Genomic DNA, 14670 nt, shown 5'->3' on the forward strand with positions numbered 1-14670 from the left:
TGCCGAAAGCCTCGAACTTCTTGCCTATTCCTCCAGACAGGTTGTCGCCTCCGGTCTACGGAGTAAGATGGCGGGCAAAGGCCGCTACCCGGAGAATGACGATGTCCAATGAAATCAAGACTGTACTCAACCAGTACATGGACAGCCATGGTGGCGGCGACGGACTGTTTGCAACTGCCCTGCCCGGCTTCTACCTGATGCGTTCTTCCACGCTGACCATGCCAAAGCCTGCGATCTATCGGCCGGCGCTCTGCATCATCATCGACGGCGCCAAGCAGATCATGTTCGGAGAGCGGCTCTATACCTATACAGCCATGCAGGCGCTGGTTATCAGCGTGGAAATGCCTGCCTTCGGCCAAGTGATCGAGGCAAGCGAGGAACGGCCGATGATCGCGCTGACGCTGGAACTCGATGTCACCATTCTGCGCGAGGTTCTGGAGGCGATGGAAACTCCGCCGAAGCCTTCGGGTGAAGGCGGTCCCGGCGTTTTCGTGCAGCATTTCGGGGCAGAGCTGCAGGATTGCATCCTGCGGCTGATGCGCATGCTCAACACACCGAAATCTATCCCGATCCTGCGACAGGCGATCCTGCGCGAGATCAGCTTCTGGCTGCTGTCCGGCGAGAATGGCAGCGAGGTCAGCAAGCTGGCGCTGCCCGGCAGCCAGACGCGGCGTGTGGCGGATGCCATTCACCTGCTGCGCGACAATTTCACGGCGCCGGTGCGAGTGGAGCAGCTGGCGGCGGCAGCAAGGATGAGCCCCTCCTCCTTTCACCAGCATTTCAAGATGCTGACCTCTATGAGCCCCCTGCAATATCAGAAACAGTTGCGGCTTTTGGAAGCGCGGCGGCTCATGGTGGCCGATGGCATCAATGCTGCCAATGCCGCCTATCAGGTGGGCTATGAAAGCGCCTCGCAGTTCAGCCGCGAATATTCGCGCATGTTCGGCACACCGCCGAAGAAGGACGCGCAGGAGCACCGGGCACAGCCTGCGGCGATCGCAACGGAAGTGGCTTAGTAGTTGAGCGTGCGGCTATCCTCACGGCCGAAACCGCGGATTTCCATTCGGTTCGCGTAGACATCGACGATCGCGAAGGTGTTTTCGCTCTCGGTATCGACCACGCCCTTGAAATTGATAAAGTGGCAGAAGCCGACCTTACCGTAATTGCCGACATGGTTATGGCCGTTGAGATAGGCGACGACGTTTTCCTGCGAGGACAGAAGCTCGACGATGCGCTGCCGGTCCCACATGTCATGCTCGCAGGGCGGATGGACGGGGAAGTGATTCATGACGATCACCTTCTCGCCCGCAGCCTTCGCCGCTTCGATTTCGCCGGCCAGCCAGGCGAACTGTTCGTCGCTCAGCGATGCGTTCCACTCATGGGCGTTATCGGCGCCGGCTGCCCGCAGAGCCGCCAGACGCTCGCGGCCAAGCGCACGGTGGGGATGGCCTTCCGGCGGCGCGAAGGTGCTGACCTCATTGCCGTTGAGTACGATGAAGCGGAAACCGTGGCGCTGGAAGCTGTAATAGGGCGCCGGCATGCCGACCCGTCCCGCGACCTTTTCCAGATGCTCAGAAGCCACGCCAAAATCGTGATTGCCGAGCAGGAAGAACGCTTCGTGATGCAGCGTGTCATAGACCGGCAGGATATCGTCGAAGCTCTTGAAATCGCGGTCGATGATATCGCCGAGCGTCATGACGAAGCTCAGCTCCTCGCCATTGAAGGTCTCGATGGCGGCACGGACCTTGGGCAGGCTGTTGGCGTAGTAGCGCCCCATCTCGACCTGCGGTTCGAGGGCGGCATATTGCGGATCGGCGATGATGCCGAAGCGGAAAAGGGGGAGATCGGCTGATGACATTCGGCGTGATGTAGAGGCGGCGGATGACAGCGATGTGACGGCGCTGCCAGCCGCGGCCTTTTGGCAGCCCCGCCAATACCGCTCTTGCATCGGTCGTCCGGCCCATACAACATGGGTCTTATCTTCTGAGGAGCATTCCAGATGACATCCTACATAAGGGAGCTTCGCGGCCTGATCGGAAGCCGCTTGCTGATCCTGCCTTCGATTGCTGCTGCGATCCACGATCCCCGTGGCAATCTGCTCTTACAGGAAAAAGCTTCGGGAGAGGGATGGAGCTTGCCTGCCGGCGCAATTGAACCAGGGGAGACCCCGGAAGAAGCCGTCATTCGTGAGGTCATGGAAGAGACTGGCCTTGCAGTGACCCCTACCAACATCCTCGGCGTTTTTGGAGGTAGAGATTTTCGCTACACCTATCCAAACGGCGATCAGGTCGAATATGTCGTCACGCTATTTAAATGTCGGGTCATCGAAGATCGCGGCGGGTGGACAGATACTGAGACAAGATCACTCGAATACTTTGCACGAAACGAAATGCCCTCGCTTGCGCTGCCTTACCCTTTATCGACGCTGTTTCGTAGGCATTTCGGCAACGCAAGATGAGGTATTTACGCAGGAATGGGGACAAACCCTTTTACGGGTAGCTGCGATTCCTTACCTTGCGGCCGACGCCTGTTCCCGGCGACCGGCAAAGTAGGGCAAGGCAAACATGTAGAGGCCGCTGAACAATAGCAGAAAGAGTGGTGGTAGCGGCGAGTAAACCACAAAGGCAGGCGGAGCGCCCACCGCCATGGTGGCGAAATTGGCAATGACAGTCACCGTGAAGATGATGGACAGCCAACGGTGAAGCTGGCGGATCGCCTTGTTCCAATTCATTATTCTTCCTCCTCAAACAATCAGACGCCGTGCGTAATGCTTCAGTCGGTGCGCGCCAGCACCTGTTCCAGATTTTCGAAGAAACGCTGCCAGCCGAACTTGGCGCCCTGGTAGGCCTGTTCCTGATCCGGACGGAAGCCGGCTTGTTCCATGCGCAGATGCGTGCCTGATTCGACAGGTGTCAGTGTCCAGGTAACGGTGCTTTCGAGACCGTAGGCATCCCAGGTATAGGCGAGCGTTCGGTTCGGCTCGATTTCCAGTACCCGGCAATCGACGGAGCCCCACTCGGCGGTCAGTTTGAAGCTGTGATCGCGCACGGGCTTGAAGTCGTTCTTCATCAGCCATTCCTGGATCAGATGCGGTTGGGTGAGCGCACGCCAGATCTTTTCCGGCGGGAACGCGATTTCCCGCTCGACGATGACGGAGCGGATTTCAGTTGCGGTGTCGTTCATTGGTCCATCCTTTTGAGCAAATCTTCCAAAGCGTCGAACCGGCTCTCCCAGAAGCCGGCCATCTCCGTCGTCCAGTCGGCGAGCGGAGCAAGCGCGCGGATTTCGGCGCTGTAATGCGTCTGACGACCTTCATGGCGGTCGCGCACGAGGCCGGCGTTTTTGAGCACCGCCAGATGTTTCGAAACAACCGGCTGAGACACACCCGCGTGAGTCGTCAGAGCGCCAACCGTCTTCTCGCCCTGACGGCACAGGCGCTCGAAGATGCCCCGACGGGTCGGATCGGAAAGCGCCCTGAACAGCGCATCTTGAGCATTCGACATTTGAATTCATACCCGATTGGCTATGGATCGATCTATAGCCAATCGGGTATGAATGAGTCAAGCCATCCTTGGCGGATAGATTGCAGGAGAATAGAAGCAGAAACGAAAACACCCGGCGCTTGCGGCGCCGGGTGCTGAAAATCAGATGCTCGGAAGTGCTTACTTCGTCGCCGCTTCGTAGCGCTCCAGGACGTAGTCCCAGTTGATCAGGCTGTCGATGAAGGCTTCGAGGTACTTCGGACGCAGGTTGCGGTAGTCGATGTAGTAGGAGTGTTCCCAGACGTCGACGCCGAGGATCGGGGTGGCACCGTGAACGAGCGGGTTTTCGCCGTTCGGGGTCTTGGAGATTTCGAGCTTGCCGTTCTTGACGGAAACCCAAGCCCAGCCGGAGCCGAACTGGGTGGCGCCGGCAGCGGCGAAATCGGCCTTGAACTTGTCATAGCCGCCAAGGTCGGAATTGAAGGCAGCTTCGAGCTTGCCCGGCAGCTTGTTGCCGCCGCCGCCCTTCTTCATCCACTTCCAGAAATGGATGTGGTTGTAGTGCTGCGCAGCATTGTTGAACAGGCCGGCATTGGTGCCGAAGGACTTCTTGACGACCTCTTCCAGGGAGAGATCGGCAAGGCCGGCTTCCGCTGCGAGCTTGTTGCCGTTGTCGACGTATGCCTTGTGGTGCTTGTCGTGGTGGAACTCCAGCGTCTCCTTCGACATGAAGGGAGCAAGGGCTTCGTAGTCATAGGGAAGTTCAGGCAATTCGAAAGCCATATCAGATCTCCTCTTGGCAATAGATTGCGTCATCGGCAGGTGAGGCGGAACATAGGAGGGGAAGCATTGAGAGGCAACCGGCGAATTATCAAAAAACAACCGCTTCGAGGAAAAATTGCCTCTCGTCACGGGGTTTCTCCACACGCATAAATCACCCGGAGATGTCGCGCTTTCAGGGATATGAAAGCGGCGTGACGACAAGACGGGGACTGCCATGCAAAGGAATAAAATCCCTCTCCTCGCGGCGCTCACATTCCCGTAATCGCCCCTGGAAGATGAGGCACGCTCGGGTCCGGCAGCCGCGCTTAGGGGCGGCGGCCGTTATTTCAATAAAAAACTGTTAATTTCTTTTAGGCGCTTTTGACAGGCGATGAATAGCGCGTCTTAGATGCAATCCAGGGCTATCAAAGAGCGTTAGCGCAACCTTTGATAGGAATAGCTTAATTAGCATTGCATAAATCATTTCAGGGACTTCTGACATCAACTTCGGGGCGTGTGATGGTCATGAGCTTTTTTCGTCGTAATGAAGAACCCGTCAAGCCGGGTTTGAGAGTATCCAGCCATCGCCAGATGTTGTCCGTCACCGAACAGACGGGTCTCGTGGACAAACCGCCGGTGCAGTACAGCGTTTCGGAAGTCGATGATTTCCAGGCTTTCGGCACGGCAATCGAGGAAAACAAGCAATCTTCCGAGGAGCTGCTCGTTAGCCTGACGTCGCTGCAGGAGCGGGTTTCCTCGCTGCTCGGTGCGCACAGTCACTCGCTCAACGAAACGGGCGCTCTGAGGGCCGAATGTTCGCGTTTGAGCTCGCTGCTCGACTATGAGAGCAATGCGCGGCGCAAGGCTGACCAGGAAAACCAGCGCCTGACGGCCGACAACAAGGAGCTGAAGCTCGACGGCAGCCAGCTGCGCGTCGAGGCCGGCACTTACCGCGAAGAACTGGTGAAGCTGCAGGGCGTGCATGAGCTGACGCGGGAAGAATTCACCGTCGTCGAGGCGCGGCTGATCGATGCCGAGCGCGAGATACGCGACCGGGCACTGCAGTTCGACGAGGTTTCCTCACAGCTTCGCCGCACGCAGCAGGATCATGATGTGCGCAGCCGCGAACTGGCGAGCACCCGCGAGAAGCTGGAGCTGGAAACCACGGCCCATCAGCTGCTCGTCGAAAGCTCGCGCCGCGAAAACAGCATCCAGCTTCGCGAAATCGCCCGTCTCAACGAGGAGCGCAGCCACCTCAAGACCAATCTCTCGGAGCATGAGGCGCTGACACGCGGCCTGCAGTCCTCCGTCGCCAACCTGAAGCAGGATCTGGTCGCTTCCGAGGAACGCTATCGCCGCCTGGAAACCGAATTCGAGACGCTGGAAACCTCCTCGACGCTCGAAATCGCAAACCTGCGCACCAGGCACGAGGCGATCGGTTCGAAGTCAGAGCTTGTCGAGAAGCTGCTGTCGACCGCCAACAGCCGCAACAAGATGACGGACGAGGAACTGCAGTCGACCCGTGCGGAACTGAAGCGTACGAAGGGCGAACTCGCCACGGCGCTCGCGCGCCTGGAGCGGATGACCGACGAGCTCAACCGCGTTCGTCTCAACGGCACGGAAAGCGAAGCCGCCCGCCGCGAGCTCGCTGCCCACAGCAACGATCTGGTGATGAAGCTGCGCGAGGCCGAAAGCCAGCGCAGCAAGCGTGACCGCGAGATCGAAGCCTTCAAGCACGATCTGGATACGCGCCTCGATACCGACCGCTATGAAATCAGCCAGCTGCGGACGAGCCTCGAAATCGCAAAGTCGGAAATCCGCCAGCTCCGCGCCGAACGCGCGATCCTCAGCGGCCAGCTCGAAGTGGCGCGCGGCGATCGGCCGAGCCTCGCAGACGCCCTGCCCGTCGAAGAGCCCGTGAAGGAAGAGGTCCGCATGCCGGCCGCTACCTTCGCGCCGATGATCGACATTTCCAACAAGTCGCTGCGCGGCAACGGCGTGGTCGCCGGCTCGGTCAGTGACGAGCTCGCCGCTATCGAAACCAATCTGCGCACACCGGCGGAGTGATCGAAGCGCTCTTCGGCGGGAAGAAAACTTTCCGCCGAAGGCGAAAGCAGCACATCTGACAGCTCCTTCGTCGTGTCGCCGGAACCGGAGCCTGCCTTTACGAGTTTGAAGGCAGGGTCTGGAGGAGGCGCTCTCATGGGACAAGTTCAAAATCGGGGACAAGTTCAAAATCAGGCGGAAGACCAGCAGAAGATCTATCAGCGCTGGGCACCGGTCTACGACCAGGTCTATCGCGGTCTCCTGCGCGACGGGCATCGCACGCTGGCGCGGCTTGCCGCCCACGCCGGTACGGACATTCTGGAAATCGGCGTCGGCACCGGGCTGGTGCTCTCCCACTATCCCCGGCGATCCCGAGTGACGGGCATCGACATTTCCGAGCATATGATCGCCAGGGCGCGGGAAAAGGTTATCAGACAGAAGCTCTTCCATATCCGGCAATTGCAGGTGATGGACGCGCACGCACTGGCCTTCGAGGACCAATCTTTCGATGCCGTCTGCCTGCCTTTCGTCATCACGCTCATCCCCGAGCCGGAACGGGCGCTCGATGAATGCGCCCGTGTTCTGCGGCCAGGTGGCGAAATCATTCTGGCCAGCAAGCTCGGCGACGGCGCCGGCCTGCAGGGCGCGATCGAGGAGGCCGTGGCGCCGCTTGCCCGGCGCATCGGCTGGAGCTCCTCCTTCCGGATCAGCCGGATCATCGACTGGGCGCGAGCGAGCGGTTTCGATGCCATTGAAATATTGCCGGTTTTCCCGAAGGGCTTCTTCAAGGTCATCCGCCTCAAACGGAGCGCTCTTGACGCTTGAAACGGAACTTTTTTCACCCTCAAAGCGTGTCGCGATCTTTCAGATTCGCTGCCACGCTTTAGGTCTTTGTTCTCTGCATGTCGTAATCGCAAAGCCGCTGCACAGCTTTGCGCGACATGCGTTAGGCGTGTTTTCAGTCGAGCTTTTGCTCACCAGGGATCTTCATGACCACGGATTTCTTCCTATTCATCGTCGTCGGTTTCTGCGCGCAGATCATCGATGGCGCGCTCGGCATGGCCTTCGGCGTGCTCTCCACGACCAGCTTGCTGACGCTCGGCGTGCCGGCCGCCAATGCCAGCGCCATGACGCATGTGACTGAGCTGTTCACGACGGCAGCGTCCGGCATTTCCCATGCCTGGCACCGCAATGTCGACTGGAAGCTCGTGGCGCGGTTGGCGCCCGCCGGCATGATCGGCGGGGCGGCCGGCGCCTTCCTGCTTGCTAATGTCGATGGCAAGGTCATCGAGCCCTTCGTTTCGGCCTATCTGATCACCATCGGTCTCGTGATCCTCTGGAAAGCCTTCCACCCGACACCGAAGCGCGATGTCCGCGATTGGATGGTGCCACCCGTCGGGCTTTGCGGCGGCGTGCTGGATGCGATCGGTGGCGGCGGATGGGGACCGATCGTCACCAGCTCGCTTGTCGGCCGCGGCCACGATCCGAAGCGGGTGATCGGCTCGACCAATTTCACCGAATTCGCGGTGACGCTGATCATCTCGATTACCTTCGTGCTGACGCTTGGCTGGTCGGAACTCGGCTCAGCGGTTGGCCTTATCATCGGCGGCGTGATCGCCGCGCCCTTCGGAGCGATCCTCGTCAAGCGGCTACCGGTGAAACCGCTGATGATTGCGGTTTCGATCATCATCATCACGACATCGGCGATACGGTTTTTCTAAGCGGTGTTGCGGCCGAAATAGACATCGACGGATGCTATGCGGTCGCCATCGAAGCGGAAGCTTTCGATATTGCGGAAGGCTTTGCCATCAGTCATTTCGGCCCGGTAGCGGACGACGGCCTCATCGCCACGGACCGCCAGGAACTCGATATCGAAGGCGTTCAGCTGCGGCTCGTTCGGCCAACAGCGCTCGAAATAAGTTGCGCGGTCGATATGATCATCCTGCGGGCTGGAAAAGGTGAAGTTCTCCGTCAGCATAGCGCCGACGATATCCTTCCGGCGATCCAGATAGGCTGCATAGAGCGCGCGCAGCATCTGCGCACGGCTTTCGTCCCTGTGATCCATGATTGTTCCTCCCTTGTAATTCTGATTGCATATTGCAATCAGTTAGAGGCAAAATCGTGGCTTTCGATGCGTTTTTCCTGATGACGGCAGGTCGGATCGGCCGGAATCCGTCCTTGGCAGCCCTCAGGGCGGTGCGTAAAGTGAGGATCGCTTCATCTTGGCCACGGCCAGACTGTACCGAAGAAGATCCGCAATGACCGACACTCAATGGGACGCCGCAAAGGTGGCGCTTGGCTCCGCCTACTGGAAACGCAATCTTGTCATCTCGCTGCTTGGCTCGTTCACGACCATCGTGGCGATGACGCTGCTGCTTCCTTTCCTTCCGCTTTACGTGGAGGAGCTTGGCGTGAGTGATCATGCGGCGATCGTGCAGTGGTCGGGCATTGCCTATGGCGCGACCTTCTTTGCCGCCGCCTGCGTGGCGCCGCTCTGGGGCCGGCTGGGCGACATCTACGGTCGCAAGTTGATGCTGGTGCGCGCCAGCCTCGGCATGACCATCGCCATCTCGCTGATGGGCATGGCCGGCAGCGTCTGGCAGCTAGTGGCGCTGCGCCTCTTCGTCGGCCTGGCGGGCGGTTATGCCTCCGGCTCGATGGTGCTGGTGGCGACACAGACGCCAAAGGACCGCTCCGCCTGGGCGCTCGGCGTGCTCTCATCCGGCATCATGGCCGGCAATCTCGTCGGCCCGCTGATCGGTGGGGCGCTGCCGCCCATTATCGGCATCCGCGGCACGTTTCTCGCAGCCGGCGGCATGATCTTCTTCGCCTTCCTCGCCACCACCTTCCTCATCAAGGAAGAGAAATCGGCGGCCCGCAAACAGGCGGCCAAGGCATCCGGCGGCTGGAAATCCATTCCCGACAAGGGGCCGGTGGTCGCCATGCTTGCGACCGGGCTGCTGCTGATGCTCGCCAATATGTCGATCGAGCCGATCATCACCGTCTATGTGGCGCAGCTGGTGCCAGATCAGGGTCAGGTGACGATGGTGGCCGGGATCGTCATGTCGGCGGCAGCGCTCGGCAGCATTCTGTCGGCCTCGCGGCTCGGCAAGCTTGCCGACCGGATCGGCCACTGGCCGGTCATTGCCGGCGCGCTCGCGGTTGCCGGACTGCTGCTCATTCCGCAGGCCTTCGTCACCGGCTCCTGGCAGCTGATTGCTCTGCGTTTCCTGATGGGCGTCGCACTTGGCGGGCTCCTGCCCTGCATTACCGCCGTCATCCGGCATAGTGTGCCCGATAGTGCTGCCGGCAGCATTCTCGGCCTGTCCATCTCCTCGCAATATGTGGGCCAGGTCGCCGGGCCCGTTCTCGGCGGCTTCGTCGGCGGGCATATCGGCATGCCGGCGGTCTTTCTCGGTACCAGCGTCCTCCTGCTCGCGGGCGCGGCCTTCACATGGCTAGTGCGCACCAAGGAAGAGCAGGCCTGAACCTCAGGCTTTGCCGCAGATCATGTCCACTCCGGACTGTGCCAGGGCCTCGAGCGTTTCACGGCTATCGCCGGCCCGCGCACGGACTGCAAGCGAATGCATGACGGCGGAAGCGAGCCTTGCAAGCGTGTGAGGATCGCTTCGGTCGGGCAATTCGCCCCGTTCTATCGCGAGCTTCATGCGCTTTTCGATCTCCCCGTCGAAATCGTCGAGGCTGCGGCTCAATATTTCCCGGACCCGCTCATGCTGGATCGCCTCGGCCGTTGCTGTGCCGATGAGGAAGCAGCCACGTGCGGCGGTTTCCCCGTGGAGATAGATGGCCAGAGCGCGCTGATAGACACGCGCGAGGTTTTGACGCAGGGGCAGCGACGGGTCGAGCGCGTTCGCCAGCACGTCCATGCTTTCGGCGCGATAGCCCTCGAGAGTATCGAGATAGAGATCCTCCTTGTCGCCGAAGGCACCATAGAGGCTCGGGCGGTTGAGCTGGGTGGCGGCGCTTAGTGTGTCCAGCGACGTGCCGGCAAAACCGCGATCCCAGAACACCTCCCTCGCCTTTTCCAATGTCACCTTCGCGTCGAAGGCCCTCGGGCGGCCGCGCTTCTTCTCGCTCATTTTGTACCGTTTCGCATAAAATAATTGACCACGGGAATTTTATGCGAAATAGTACAAATGTCCAACGAATTGATGCAGGCGGTTTCACGCTGCCGCAGGAGGAGGAACCTATGAAACTCTATATGCACGCGGCCGCCTGTTCGCTTTCGCCGCATATCGTCTGCCGGGAACTGGATATCGATATCGAGCTCATCACGGTCGATCGAAAGACGCATCGCACCAGCCACGGCGAGGACTATCTCGCCATCAACGGCAACGGCTATGTGCCGGCGCTGATGCTCGACGATGGCAAGGTGCTGACGGAGGGGCCGGCGATCGTGCAGTTTCTTGCCGATAGCGCGCCTGAGGGCAGAAGGATGCTGCCCGAGATCGGCGACTTTGGCCGCAATCAGGTGCAATCCCTGCTGAATTTCATCACGTCGGAACTGCACAAGCCGATGGCAATGCTCTTCAATGCCGATTACGCCATCGCACATGAGGCGATGCGCACGGTCGTGAACAAACGCCTCGACTGGATCAATGGACGCCTTGCCGTTCCCTATCTCACCGGCGAGAATTTCACGGTCGCGGATGCCTATCTCTTCGTCTGCCTCAACTGGTCGCCCTGGATCGAAATCGATCTCGATCGTTTTCCCGCCCTTCCTGCCTTCATGAAGCGTGTCGCAGCCCGCCCGGCCGTGCGGGCGGCGTTGAGCGAGGAAGGGCTGATGGCCTTCAATGCCCGCGGCAACTTCTTTGCGCCCATCGCCTATATCCAGTCTGCCGGATATGTCGGCTCGCCGGTCCGGCCGTGATAAAATGTCGGTCCGGCAGAACGCGCGGCCGGACCGGATTATCCTCTGATGCTTGATAATCGTTCCCGAACAGCAGGGATTATCGAAAGTCTTCGATGGCGGCATCTTCACTCCATCGAAACCGGAGAGCCGGTTCACACGAAGGAGCAGAAGATGACCACGATTACCGAGAGCGAGACAAAGACGACCATGAAAGCCTACAGGGTTCATGCATTCGGACCGCCGGAAGCCATCATTGCCGAGGATGTCGAGATCCCCGCGCCCGGCAAGGATGAGGTTCTGATCAAGGTGCATGCGGCCGGGGTCGGTCCCTGGGATGGCTGGATCCGTTCGGGCAACAGCGCCCTGCCCCAGCCGCTACCGCTGACGCTCGGCTCTGATCTCTCGGGCACGGTGGAAGCGGTCGGCGAAGGTGTCACCCATTTAGCCCGCGGCGATGCGGTCTACGGTGTCACCAATCCGCGCTTCATCGGCGCCTATGCCGAATATGCGATTGCCGCAGCCGGCATGATTGGCGTGGAGCCGGCAAGCATCGGCCATGTCGAAGCCGCCTCGATCCCGGTCATCGCGGTGACCGCAAAGCAGGCGCTGTTCGACCACGCTAGGCTGACGGCTGGACAGACGGTGCTCATTCATGGCGCGGCGGGCAATGTCGGCGCCTATGCGGTGCAGTTCGCCCACAAGGCCGGGCTGAAGGTGATCGCCACGGCAAGCGGAAGCGATATCGAGACCGTCAAGCGACTCGGCGCCGATGTCGCCGTCGACTTCCGCAGCCAGCGTTTCGAGGACTTTGCCCATGAGGTCGATGCCGTCATCGATCTCGCCGGCGGGGAGACGCAGACACGCTCCTTTGCGGTGCTGAAGCGCGGCGGCAAGCTTGTTTCCGCCGTTTCGCAGCCGGATCAGGAGCTAGCTAAAACGCAGGGCGTCGAGGCCTTCTTCTTCCTCGTCAATGTCACGACCAAGGAGCTCAGTGAAATCACCGCGATGGTCGATGCCGGTCAGCTAGAAACCAATGTCGGCGATGTGCTGCCGCTCGATGCGGCGATCGCGGCGCATGAGATGCTGGAAGGCAAACGCCCGCATAGCAAGGGCAAGATCGTGCTGAAAGTCATCTGACAATGACCTTAGGGGACGCCCGGCGAGATAAACAGTCCTGCCGGACGCTTTTCATGCCATCCATTTTCGGTGTTCGGCGAAACGGTCCACCAGCATGTCGAGGAACAGCCGCACCTTGGTCGGAAGATGGCTGCGGTTCGGATAAACGGCGTTGATATGGATCTCGACGCCGCGATAATCCGGCATCATTCGCACTAGGCGGCCGGCCTCCAGATCCTCGAAGACGACGAAGCTTGGTGCGAGGAAGATGCCCTGCCCGTTCAGCACCAGATAACGCAGGGTCTCGGCGCTGTTGGAGATGATGCTGCCGCCCACCTTGACGCTTTCCTGCCGCCCCTCGGCATCCTCGAAACGCCATTCCTCGCCAAAGGGATAGTAGGCATATTGCAGGCAATTGTGCTCGGCGACCTCCGCCGGTGTCGTCGGCATGGCGTGGGTCTTCAGATAGTCCGGCGAGCAGACGAGGAAATGCCGCCAGGGCGTCAGCTTGCGCGCAACGAGGCTCGAATCCGGTGATGGCGTCGTGCGGATCACCAGATCATACCCGTCTTCGATCATATCCACCGATCGCTCGCCGATGTTGAAATCGATCTGAACCGCCGGATAGAGCGTCATGAACTCGTTGATGACGGGCAGCAGGAAGCGGACGATGGCGCTGCTCGTATAGAATCTCAGCGTGCCGCGCGGCGTCGAACTCAAGGCCCCGGCAGCGCGGTCCGCCTCTTCCAGATCGGCCAGGATCTGCGACGAGCGCTCATAATAATATTTGCCGGTTTCGGTCAGGCTGACCTTGCGCGTGGTGCGGTTCAATAGCCGTACGCCGAGGCGATCTTCCAATGATTGCACATGGTTGCCCACCATGGTGACGGACATGTTGAGGCGCCGCGCGGCAGCGGAAAAACCGCCGCATTCCACCACCCGACCGAAGACTGTGAGGCTGGTCAGCCGATCCATATTATTCCTCGATTATCCGCTGAGAGTTGATGATCCTTCCCGAAAACAGCAGATTATCAGAAAGCATGTCCGGGTCCATCTTCCGCTCATCGAACAGGGCTTCGCACTGATGAAGCCGAGACGAATGGAGAAGGACAATGGTCGAACTGCCCCGCAACGAAGTTTTCAAGAACGTCCAACAGGCCGGAACCGCCCCCACCGCAGAAGCTGCAGCACCGGCTGCAGAAGCAATGGCTGCAGCCGCCGCGGCCGTTGATACCCCTAGGAAGACCGGCCGCAAGCTCATCAAGCGCGCCGTCATCGCCGCAGCGCTGCTTGCCAGCGGCGCCTTCGCCGGTGATTTCGGCTACCGCTACTGGACAGTCGGCCGCTTCATCGAATCCACCGACGATGCCTATGTGAAGGCCGATTACACGACCGTTGCCCCAAAGGTCGCCGGTTATATCAAGCAGGTCCTCGTCAATGACAATGACACCGTCACAGCCGGGCAAGTTCTCGCCCGCATCGACGACCGCGATTTCCAGGCTGCACTGTCGCAGGCCAAGGCCGATGTGAAGGCTGCTGAGGCCGCCGTCACCAATCTCGATGCGCAGATCTCGCTGCAGCAGTCGATCATTGCGCAGGCCCGCGCAACACTCGATGCATCGCAGGCTTCGCTGACCTTCGCCCAGTCCGATGCCAACCGCGCGAGCCGGCTGATCACCAACGGCGCCGGCACGCAATCCCGCGCCGAACAGAGCCAGTCGCTGAAGGATCAGGCCGCCGCTGCTGTCGAACGCGATAAGGCGGCACTCGTTGCCGCCGAGAACAAGGTGCCGGTGCTGCAGACGCAGCGCGAGCAACTGCTCGCCCAGCGCGACCGCGCTGCCGCTGCCGCCAGCCAGGCCGAACTGAACCTTTCCTATACGGATATAGTCGCTGCCGTTGACGGCACGGTCGGCGCGCGCTCAATCCGCGTCGGCCAGTATGTCACCTCGGGCACCCAGCTGATGGCGGTCGTGCCGCTGCATGCGGTCTATGTCGTCGCCAACTTCAAGGAAACGCAGCTGACCTTCGTTCGCCCCGGCCAGACGGTAGAGATCAAGGTCGACAGCTTCCCGGATATTGCCATCAAGGGCCACGTCGACAGCGTCTCGCCGGCCAGCGGTCTCGAATTCTCGCTGCTGCCGCCCGACAATGCCACCGGCAACTTCACCAAGATCGTCCAACGCATCCCGGTTAAGATCGTCATCGATGACGAACGCCTTGCGGGCCTGCTGCGCTCGGGCATGTCTGTAATCCCCGATATCGATACCAAGGCCGCCCAGACCTCCGCGGCCGCGGAGGAAGGATTATCCACTCCTGCTGGATGATCCTTCCATCCCTTTCTCAATTATCACCCGAAAAGCGTCATGAGACAGTTTTCCGCAGAGC

General features: G+C 60.2%; 17 protein-coding genes. 9 read left to right on the forward strand and 8 right to left on the reverse strand.

The annotated features are described in order from the left end of the window. Positions 1-101: 101 nt before the first annotated feature. Positions 102-1016, forward strand: coding sequence for an AraC family transcriptional regulator (locus J2X71_RS00615; protein ID WP_310378021.1), 915 nt, complete (start codon positions 102-104; stop codon positions 1014-1016). Here the strand turns inward: J2X71_RS00615 and J2X71_RS00620 are convergent. After that, entirely contained in the window at positions 1013-1858 is an 846-nt protein-coding gene (locus J2X71_RS00620) for a metallophosphoesterase (RefSeq protein ID WP_310378023.1), read from the reverse strand. The two genes, J2X71_RS00615 and J2X71_RS00620, sit on opposite strands and share 4 nt — an antisense overlap. 141 nt (positions 1859-1999) lie before the next feature. On the opposite strand from J2X71_RS00620, the gene J2X71_RS00625 reads away from it, so the two are divergent. Further along, positions 2000-2458, forward strand: coding sequence for an NUDIX domain-containing protein (locus J2X71_RS00625; RefSeq protein ID WP_310378025.1), 459 nt, complete (start codon positions 2000-2002; stop codon positions 2456-2458). Between the two features lie 51 nt (positions 2459-2509). Here the strand turns inward: J2X71_RS00625 and J2X71_RS00630 are convergent, their stop codons facing one another. From J2X71_RS00630 to J2X71_RS00645, 4 genes are all read right to left on the reverse strand, one after another. Further along, positions 2510-2731 (reverse strand): hypothetical protein, encoded by a 222-nt coding sequence (locus tag J2X71_RS00630; RefSeq protein WP_310378027.1) that lies wholly within the window; start codon positions 2729-2731, stop codon positions 2510-2512. Between the two features lie 41 nt (positions 2732-2772). Further along, entirely contained in the window at positions 2773-3183 is a 411-nt protein-coding gene (locus J2X71_RS00635; RefSeq protein WP_310378029.1) for an SRPBCC domain-containing protein, read from the reverse strand. Beyond that, positions 3180-3503 carry a metalloregulator ArsR/SmtB family transcription factor gene (locus J2X71_RS00640; protein ID WP_310378030.1) on the reverse strand — a complete coding sequence of 108 codons (324 nt, stop codon included), beginning with the start codon at positions 3501-3503 and terminating at the stop codon, positions 3180-3182. The genes J2X71_RS00635 and J2X71_RS00640 overlap by 4 nt, the downstream gene beginning before the upstream one ends. Positions 3504-3662: 159 nt before the next feature. Beyond that, positions 3663-4265 carry a superoxide dismutase gene (locus tag J2X71_RS00645; protein ID WP_007827154.1) on the reverse strand — a complete coding sequence of 201 codons (603 nt, stop codon included), beginning with the start codon at positions 4263-4265 and terminating at the stop codon, positions 3663-3665. 504 nt (positions 4266-4769) lie between these two features. On the opposite strand from J2X71_RS00645, the gene J2X71_RS00650 reads away from it, so the two are divergent. From J2X71_RS00650 to J2X71_RS00660, 3 genes are all read left to right on the forward strand, one after another. After that, complete coding sequence (locus J2X71_RS00650) at positions 4770-6311, forward strand: hypothetical protein (RefSeq protein ID WP_310378035.1); 1542 nt, start codon at positions 4770-4772, stop codon at positions 6309-6311. 135 nt (positions 6312-6446) lie between these two features. Next, positions 6447-7115, forward strand: a complete 669-nt coding sequence (locus J2X71_RS00655) for a class I SAM-dependent methyltransferase (protein WP_310378037.1) — start codon at positions 6447-6449, stop codon at positions 7113-7115. A gap of 164 nt (positions 7116-7279) precedes the next feature. Beyond that, positions 7280-8011 (forward strand): sulfite exporter TauE/SafE family protein, encoded by a 732-nt coding sequence (locus tag J2X71_RS00660; RefSeq protein WP_310378039.1) that lies wholly within the window; start codon positions 7280-7282, stop codon positions 8009-8011. Here the strand turns inward: J2X71_RS00660 and J2X71_RS00665 are convergent. After that, positions 8008-8355 carry a nuclear transport factor 2 family protein gene (locus J2X71_RS00665; protein ID WP_310378040.1) on the reverse strand — a complete coding sequence of 116 codons (348 nt, stop codon included), beginning with the start codon at positions 8353-8355 and terminating at the stop codon, positions 8008-8010. The genes J2X71_RS00660 and J2X71_RS00665 overlap by 4 nt on opposite strands. Before the next feature lie 193 nt (positions 8356-8548). Between J2X71_RS00665 and J2X71_RS00670 the strand changes: the two genes are divergently transcribed. Further along, positions 8549-9778 carry an MFS transporter gene (locus tag J2X71_RS00670; RefSeq protein ID WP_310378043.1) on the forward strand — a complete coding sequence of 410 codons (1230 nt, stop codon included), beginning with the start codon at positions 8549-8551 and terminating at the stop codon, positions 9776-9778. Between the two features lie 3 nt (positions 9779-9781). Here J2X71_RS00670 and J2X71_RS00675 read toward each other — a convergent pair whose 3' ends face one another. Then, complete coding sequence (locus tag J2X71_RS00675) at positions 9782-10390, reverse strand: TetR/AcrR family transcriptional regulator (RefSeq protein ID WP_310378045.1); 609 nt, start codon at positions 10388-10390, stop codon at positions 9782-9784. Positions 10391-10500: 110 nt separating this feature from the next. Between J2X71_RS00675 and gstA the strand changes: the two genes are divergently transcribed. Beyond that, positions 10501-11184 carry a glutathione transferase GstA gene (gstA, locus tag J2X71_RS00680; RefSeq protein WP_310378047.1) on the forward strand — a complete coding sequence of 228 codons (684 nt, stop codon included), beginning with the start codon at positions 10501-10503 and terminating at the stop codon, positions 11182-11184. 153 nt (positions 11185-11337) lie between these two features. Next, positions 11338-12303, forward strand: a complete 966-nt coding sequence (locus tag J2X71_RS00685) for an NADP-dependent oxidoreductase (protein ID WP_310378049.1) — start codon at positions 11338-11340, stop codon at positions 12301-12303. A gap of 51 nt (positions 12304-12354) precedes the next feature. On the opposite strand, the gene J2X71_RS00690 is transcribed toward J2X71_RS00685, so the two are convergent. Then, entirely contained in the window at positions 12355-13257 is a 903-nt protein-coding gene (locus J2X71_RS00690; RefSeq protein ID WP_310378051.1) for a LysR family transcriptional regulator, read from the reverse strand. 137 nt (positions 13258-13394) lie between these two features. On the opposite strand from J2X71_RS00690, the gene J2X71_RS00695 reads away from it, so the two are divergent. Continuing rightward, positions 13395-14609 carry an HlyD family secretion protein gene (locus J2X71_RS00695; RefSeq protein WP_310378053.1) on the forward strand — a complete coding sequence of 405 codons (1215 nt, stop codon included), beginning with the start codon at positions 13395-13397 and terminating at the stop codon, positions 14607-14609. Positions 14610-14670 lie beyond the last annotated feature (61 nt).

This window comes from Rhizobium sp. 1399 (assembly GCF_031455475.1).
GTDB lineage: Bacteria > Pseudomonadota > Alphaproteobacteria > Rhizobiales > Rhizobiaceae > Rhizobium.

Bases quoted from the DNA above. Each gene is read 5' to 3' on its own strand.
- J2X71_RS00690 (WP_310378051.1), bottom strand. From the start codon at position 13,257: ATGGATCGGCTGACCAGCCTCACAGTCTTCGGTCGGGTGGTGGAATGC.
- J2X71_RS00675 (WP_310378045.1), bottom strand. From the start codon at position 10,390: ATGAGCGAGAAGAAGCGCGGCCGCCCGAGGGCCTTCGACGCGAAGGTG.
- J2X71_RS00650 (WP_310378035.1), top strand. From the start codon at position 4,770: ATGAGCTTTTTTCGTCGTAATGAAGAACCCGTCAAGCCGGGTTTGAGA.
- J2X71_RS00635 (WP_310378029.1), bottom strand. From the start codon at position 3,183: ATGAACGACACCGCAACTGAAATCCGCTCCGTCATCGTCGAGCGGGAA.
- J2X71_RS00620 (WP_310378023.1), bottom strand. From the start codon at position 1,858: ATGTCATCAGCCGATCTCCCCCTTTTCCGCTTCGGCATCATCGCCGAT.
- J2X71_RS00655 (WP_310378037.1), top strand. From the start codon at position 6,447: ATGGGACAAGTTCAAAATCGGGGACAAGTTCAAAATCAGGCGGAAGAC.
- J2X71_RS00695 (WP_310378053.1), top strand. From the start codon at position 13,395: ATGGTCGAACTGCCCCGCAACGAAGTTTTCAAGAACGTCCAACAGGCC.
- J2X71_RS00670 (WP_310378043.1), top strand. From the start codon at position 8,549: ATGACCGACACTCAATGGGACGCCGCAAAGGTGGCGCTTGGCTCCGCC.
- J2X71_RS00665 (WP_310378040.1), bottom strand. From the start codon at position 8,355: ATGGATCACAGGGACGAAAGCCGTGCGCAGATGCTGCGCGCGCTCTAT.
- gstA (WP_310378047.1), top strand. From the start codon at position 10,501: ATGAAACTCTATATGCACGCGGCCGCCTGTTCGCTTTCGCCGCATATC.
- J2X71_RS00645 (WP_007827154.1), bottom strand. From the start codon at position 4,265: ATGGCTTTCGAATTGCCTGAACTTCCCTATGACTACGAAGCCCTTGCT.
- J2X71_RS00625 (WP_310378025.1), top strand. From the start codon at position 2,000: ATGACATCCTACATAAGGGAGCTTCGCGGCCTGATCGGAAGCCGCTTG.
- J2X71_RS00630 (WP_310378027.1), bottom strand. From the start codon at position 2,731: ATGAATTGGAACAAGGCGATCCGCCAGCTTCACCGTTGGCTGTCCATC.
- J2X71_RS00685 (WP_310378049.1), top strand. From the start codon at position 11,338: ATGACCACGATTACCGAGAGCGAGACAAAGACGACCATGAAAGCCTAC.
- J2X71_RS00615 (WP_310378021.1), top strand. From the start codon at position 102: ATGTCCAATGAAATCAAGACTGTACTCAACCAGTACATGGACAGCCAT.
- J2X71_RS00640 (WP_310378030.1), bottom strand. From the start codon at position 3,503: ATGTCGAATGCTCAAGATGCGCTGTTCAGGGCGCTTTCCGATCCGACC.
- J2X71_RS00660 (WP_310378039.1), top strand. From the start codon at position 7,280: ATGACCACGGATTTCTTCCTATTCATCGTCGTCGGTTTCTGCGCGCAG.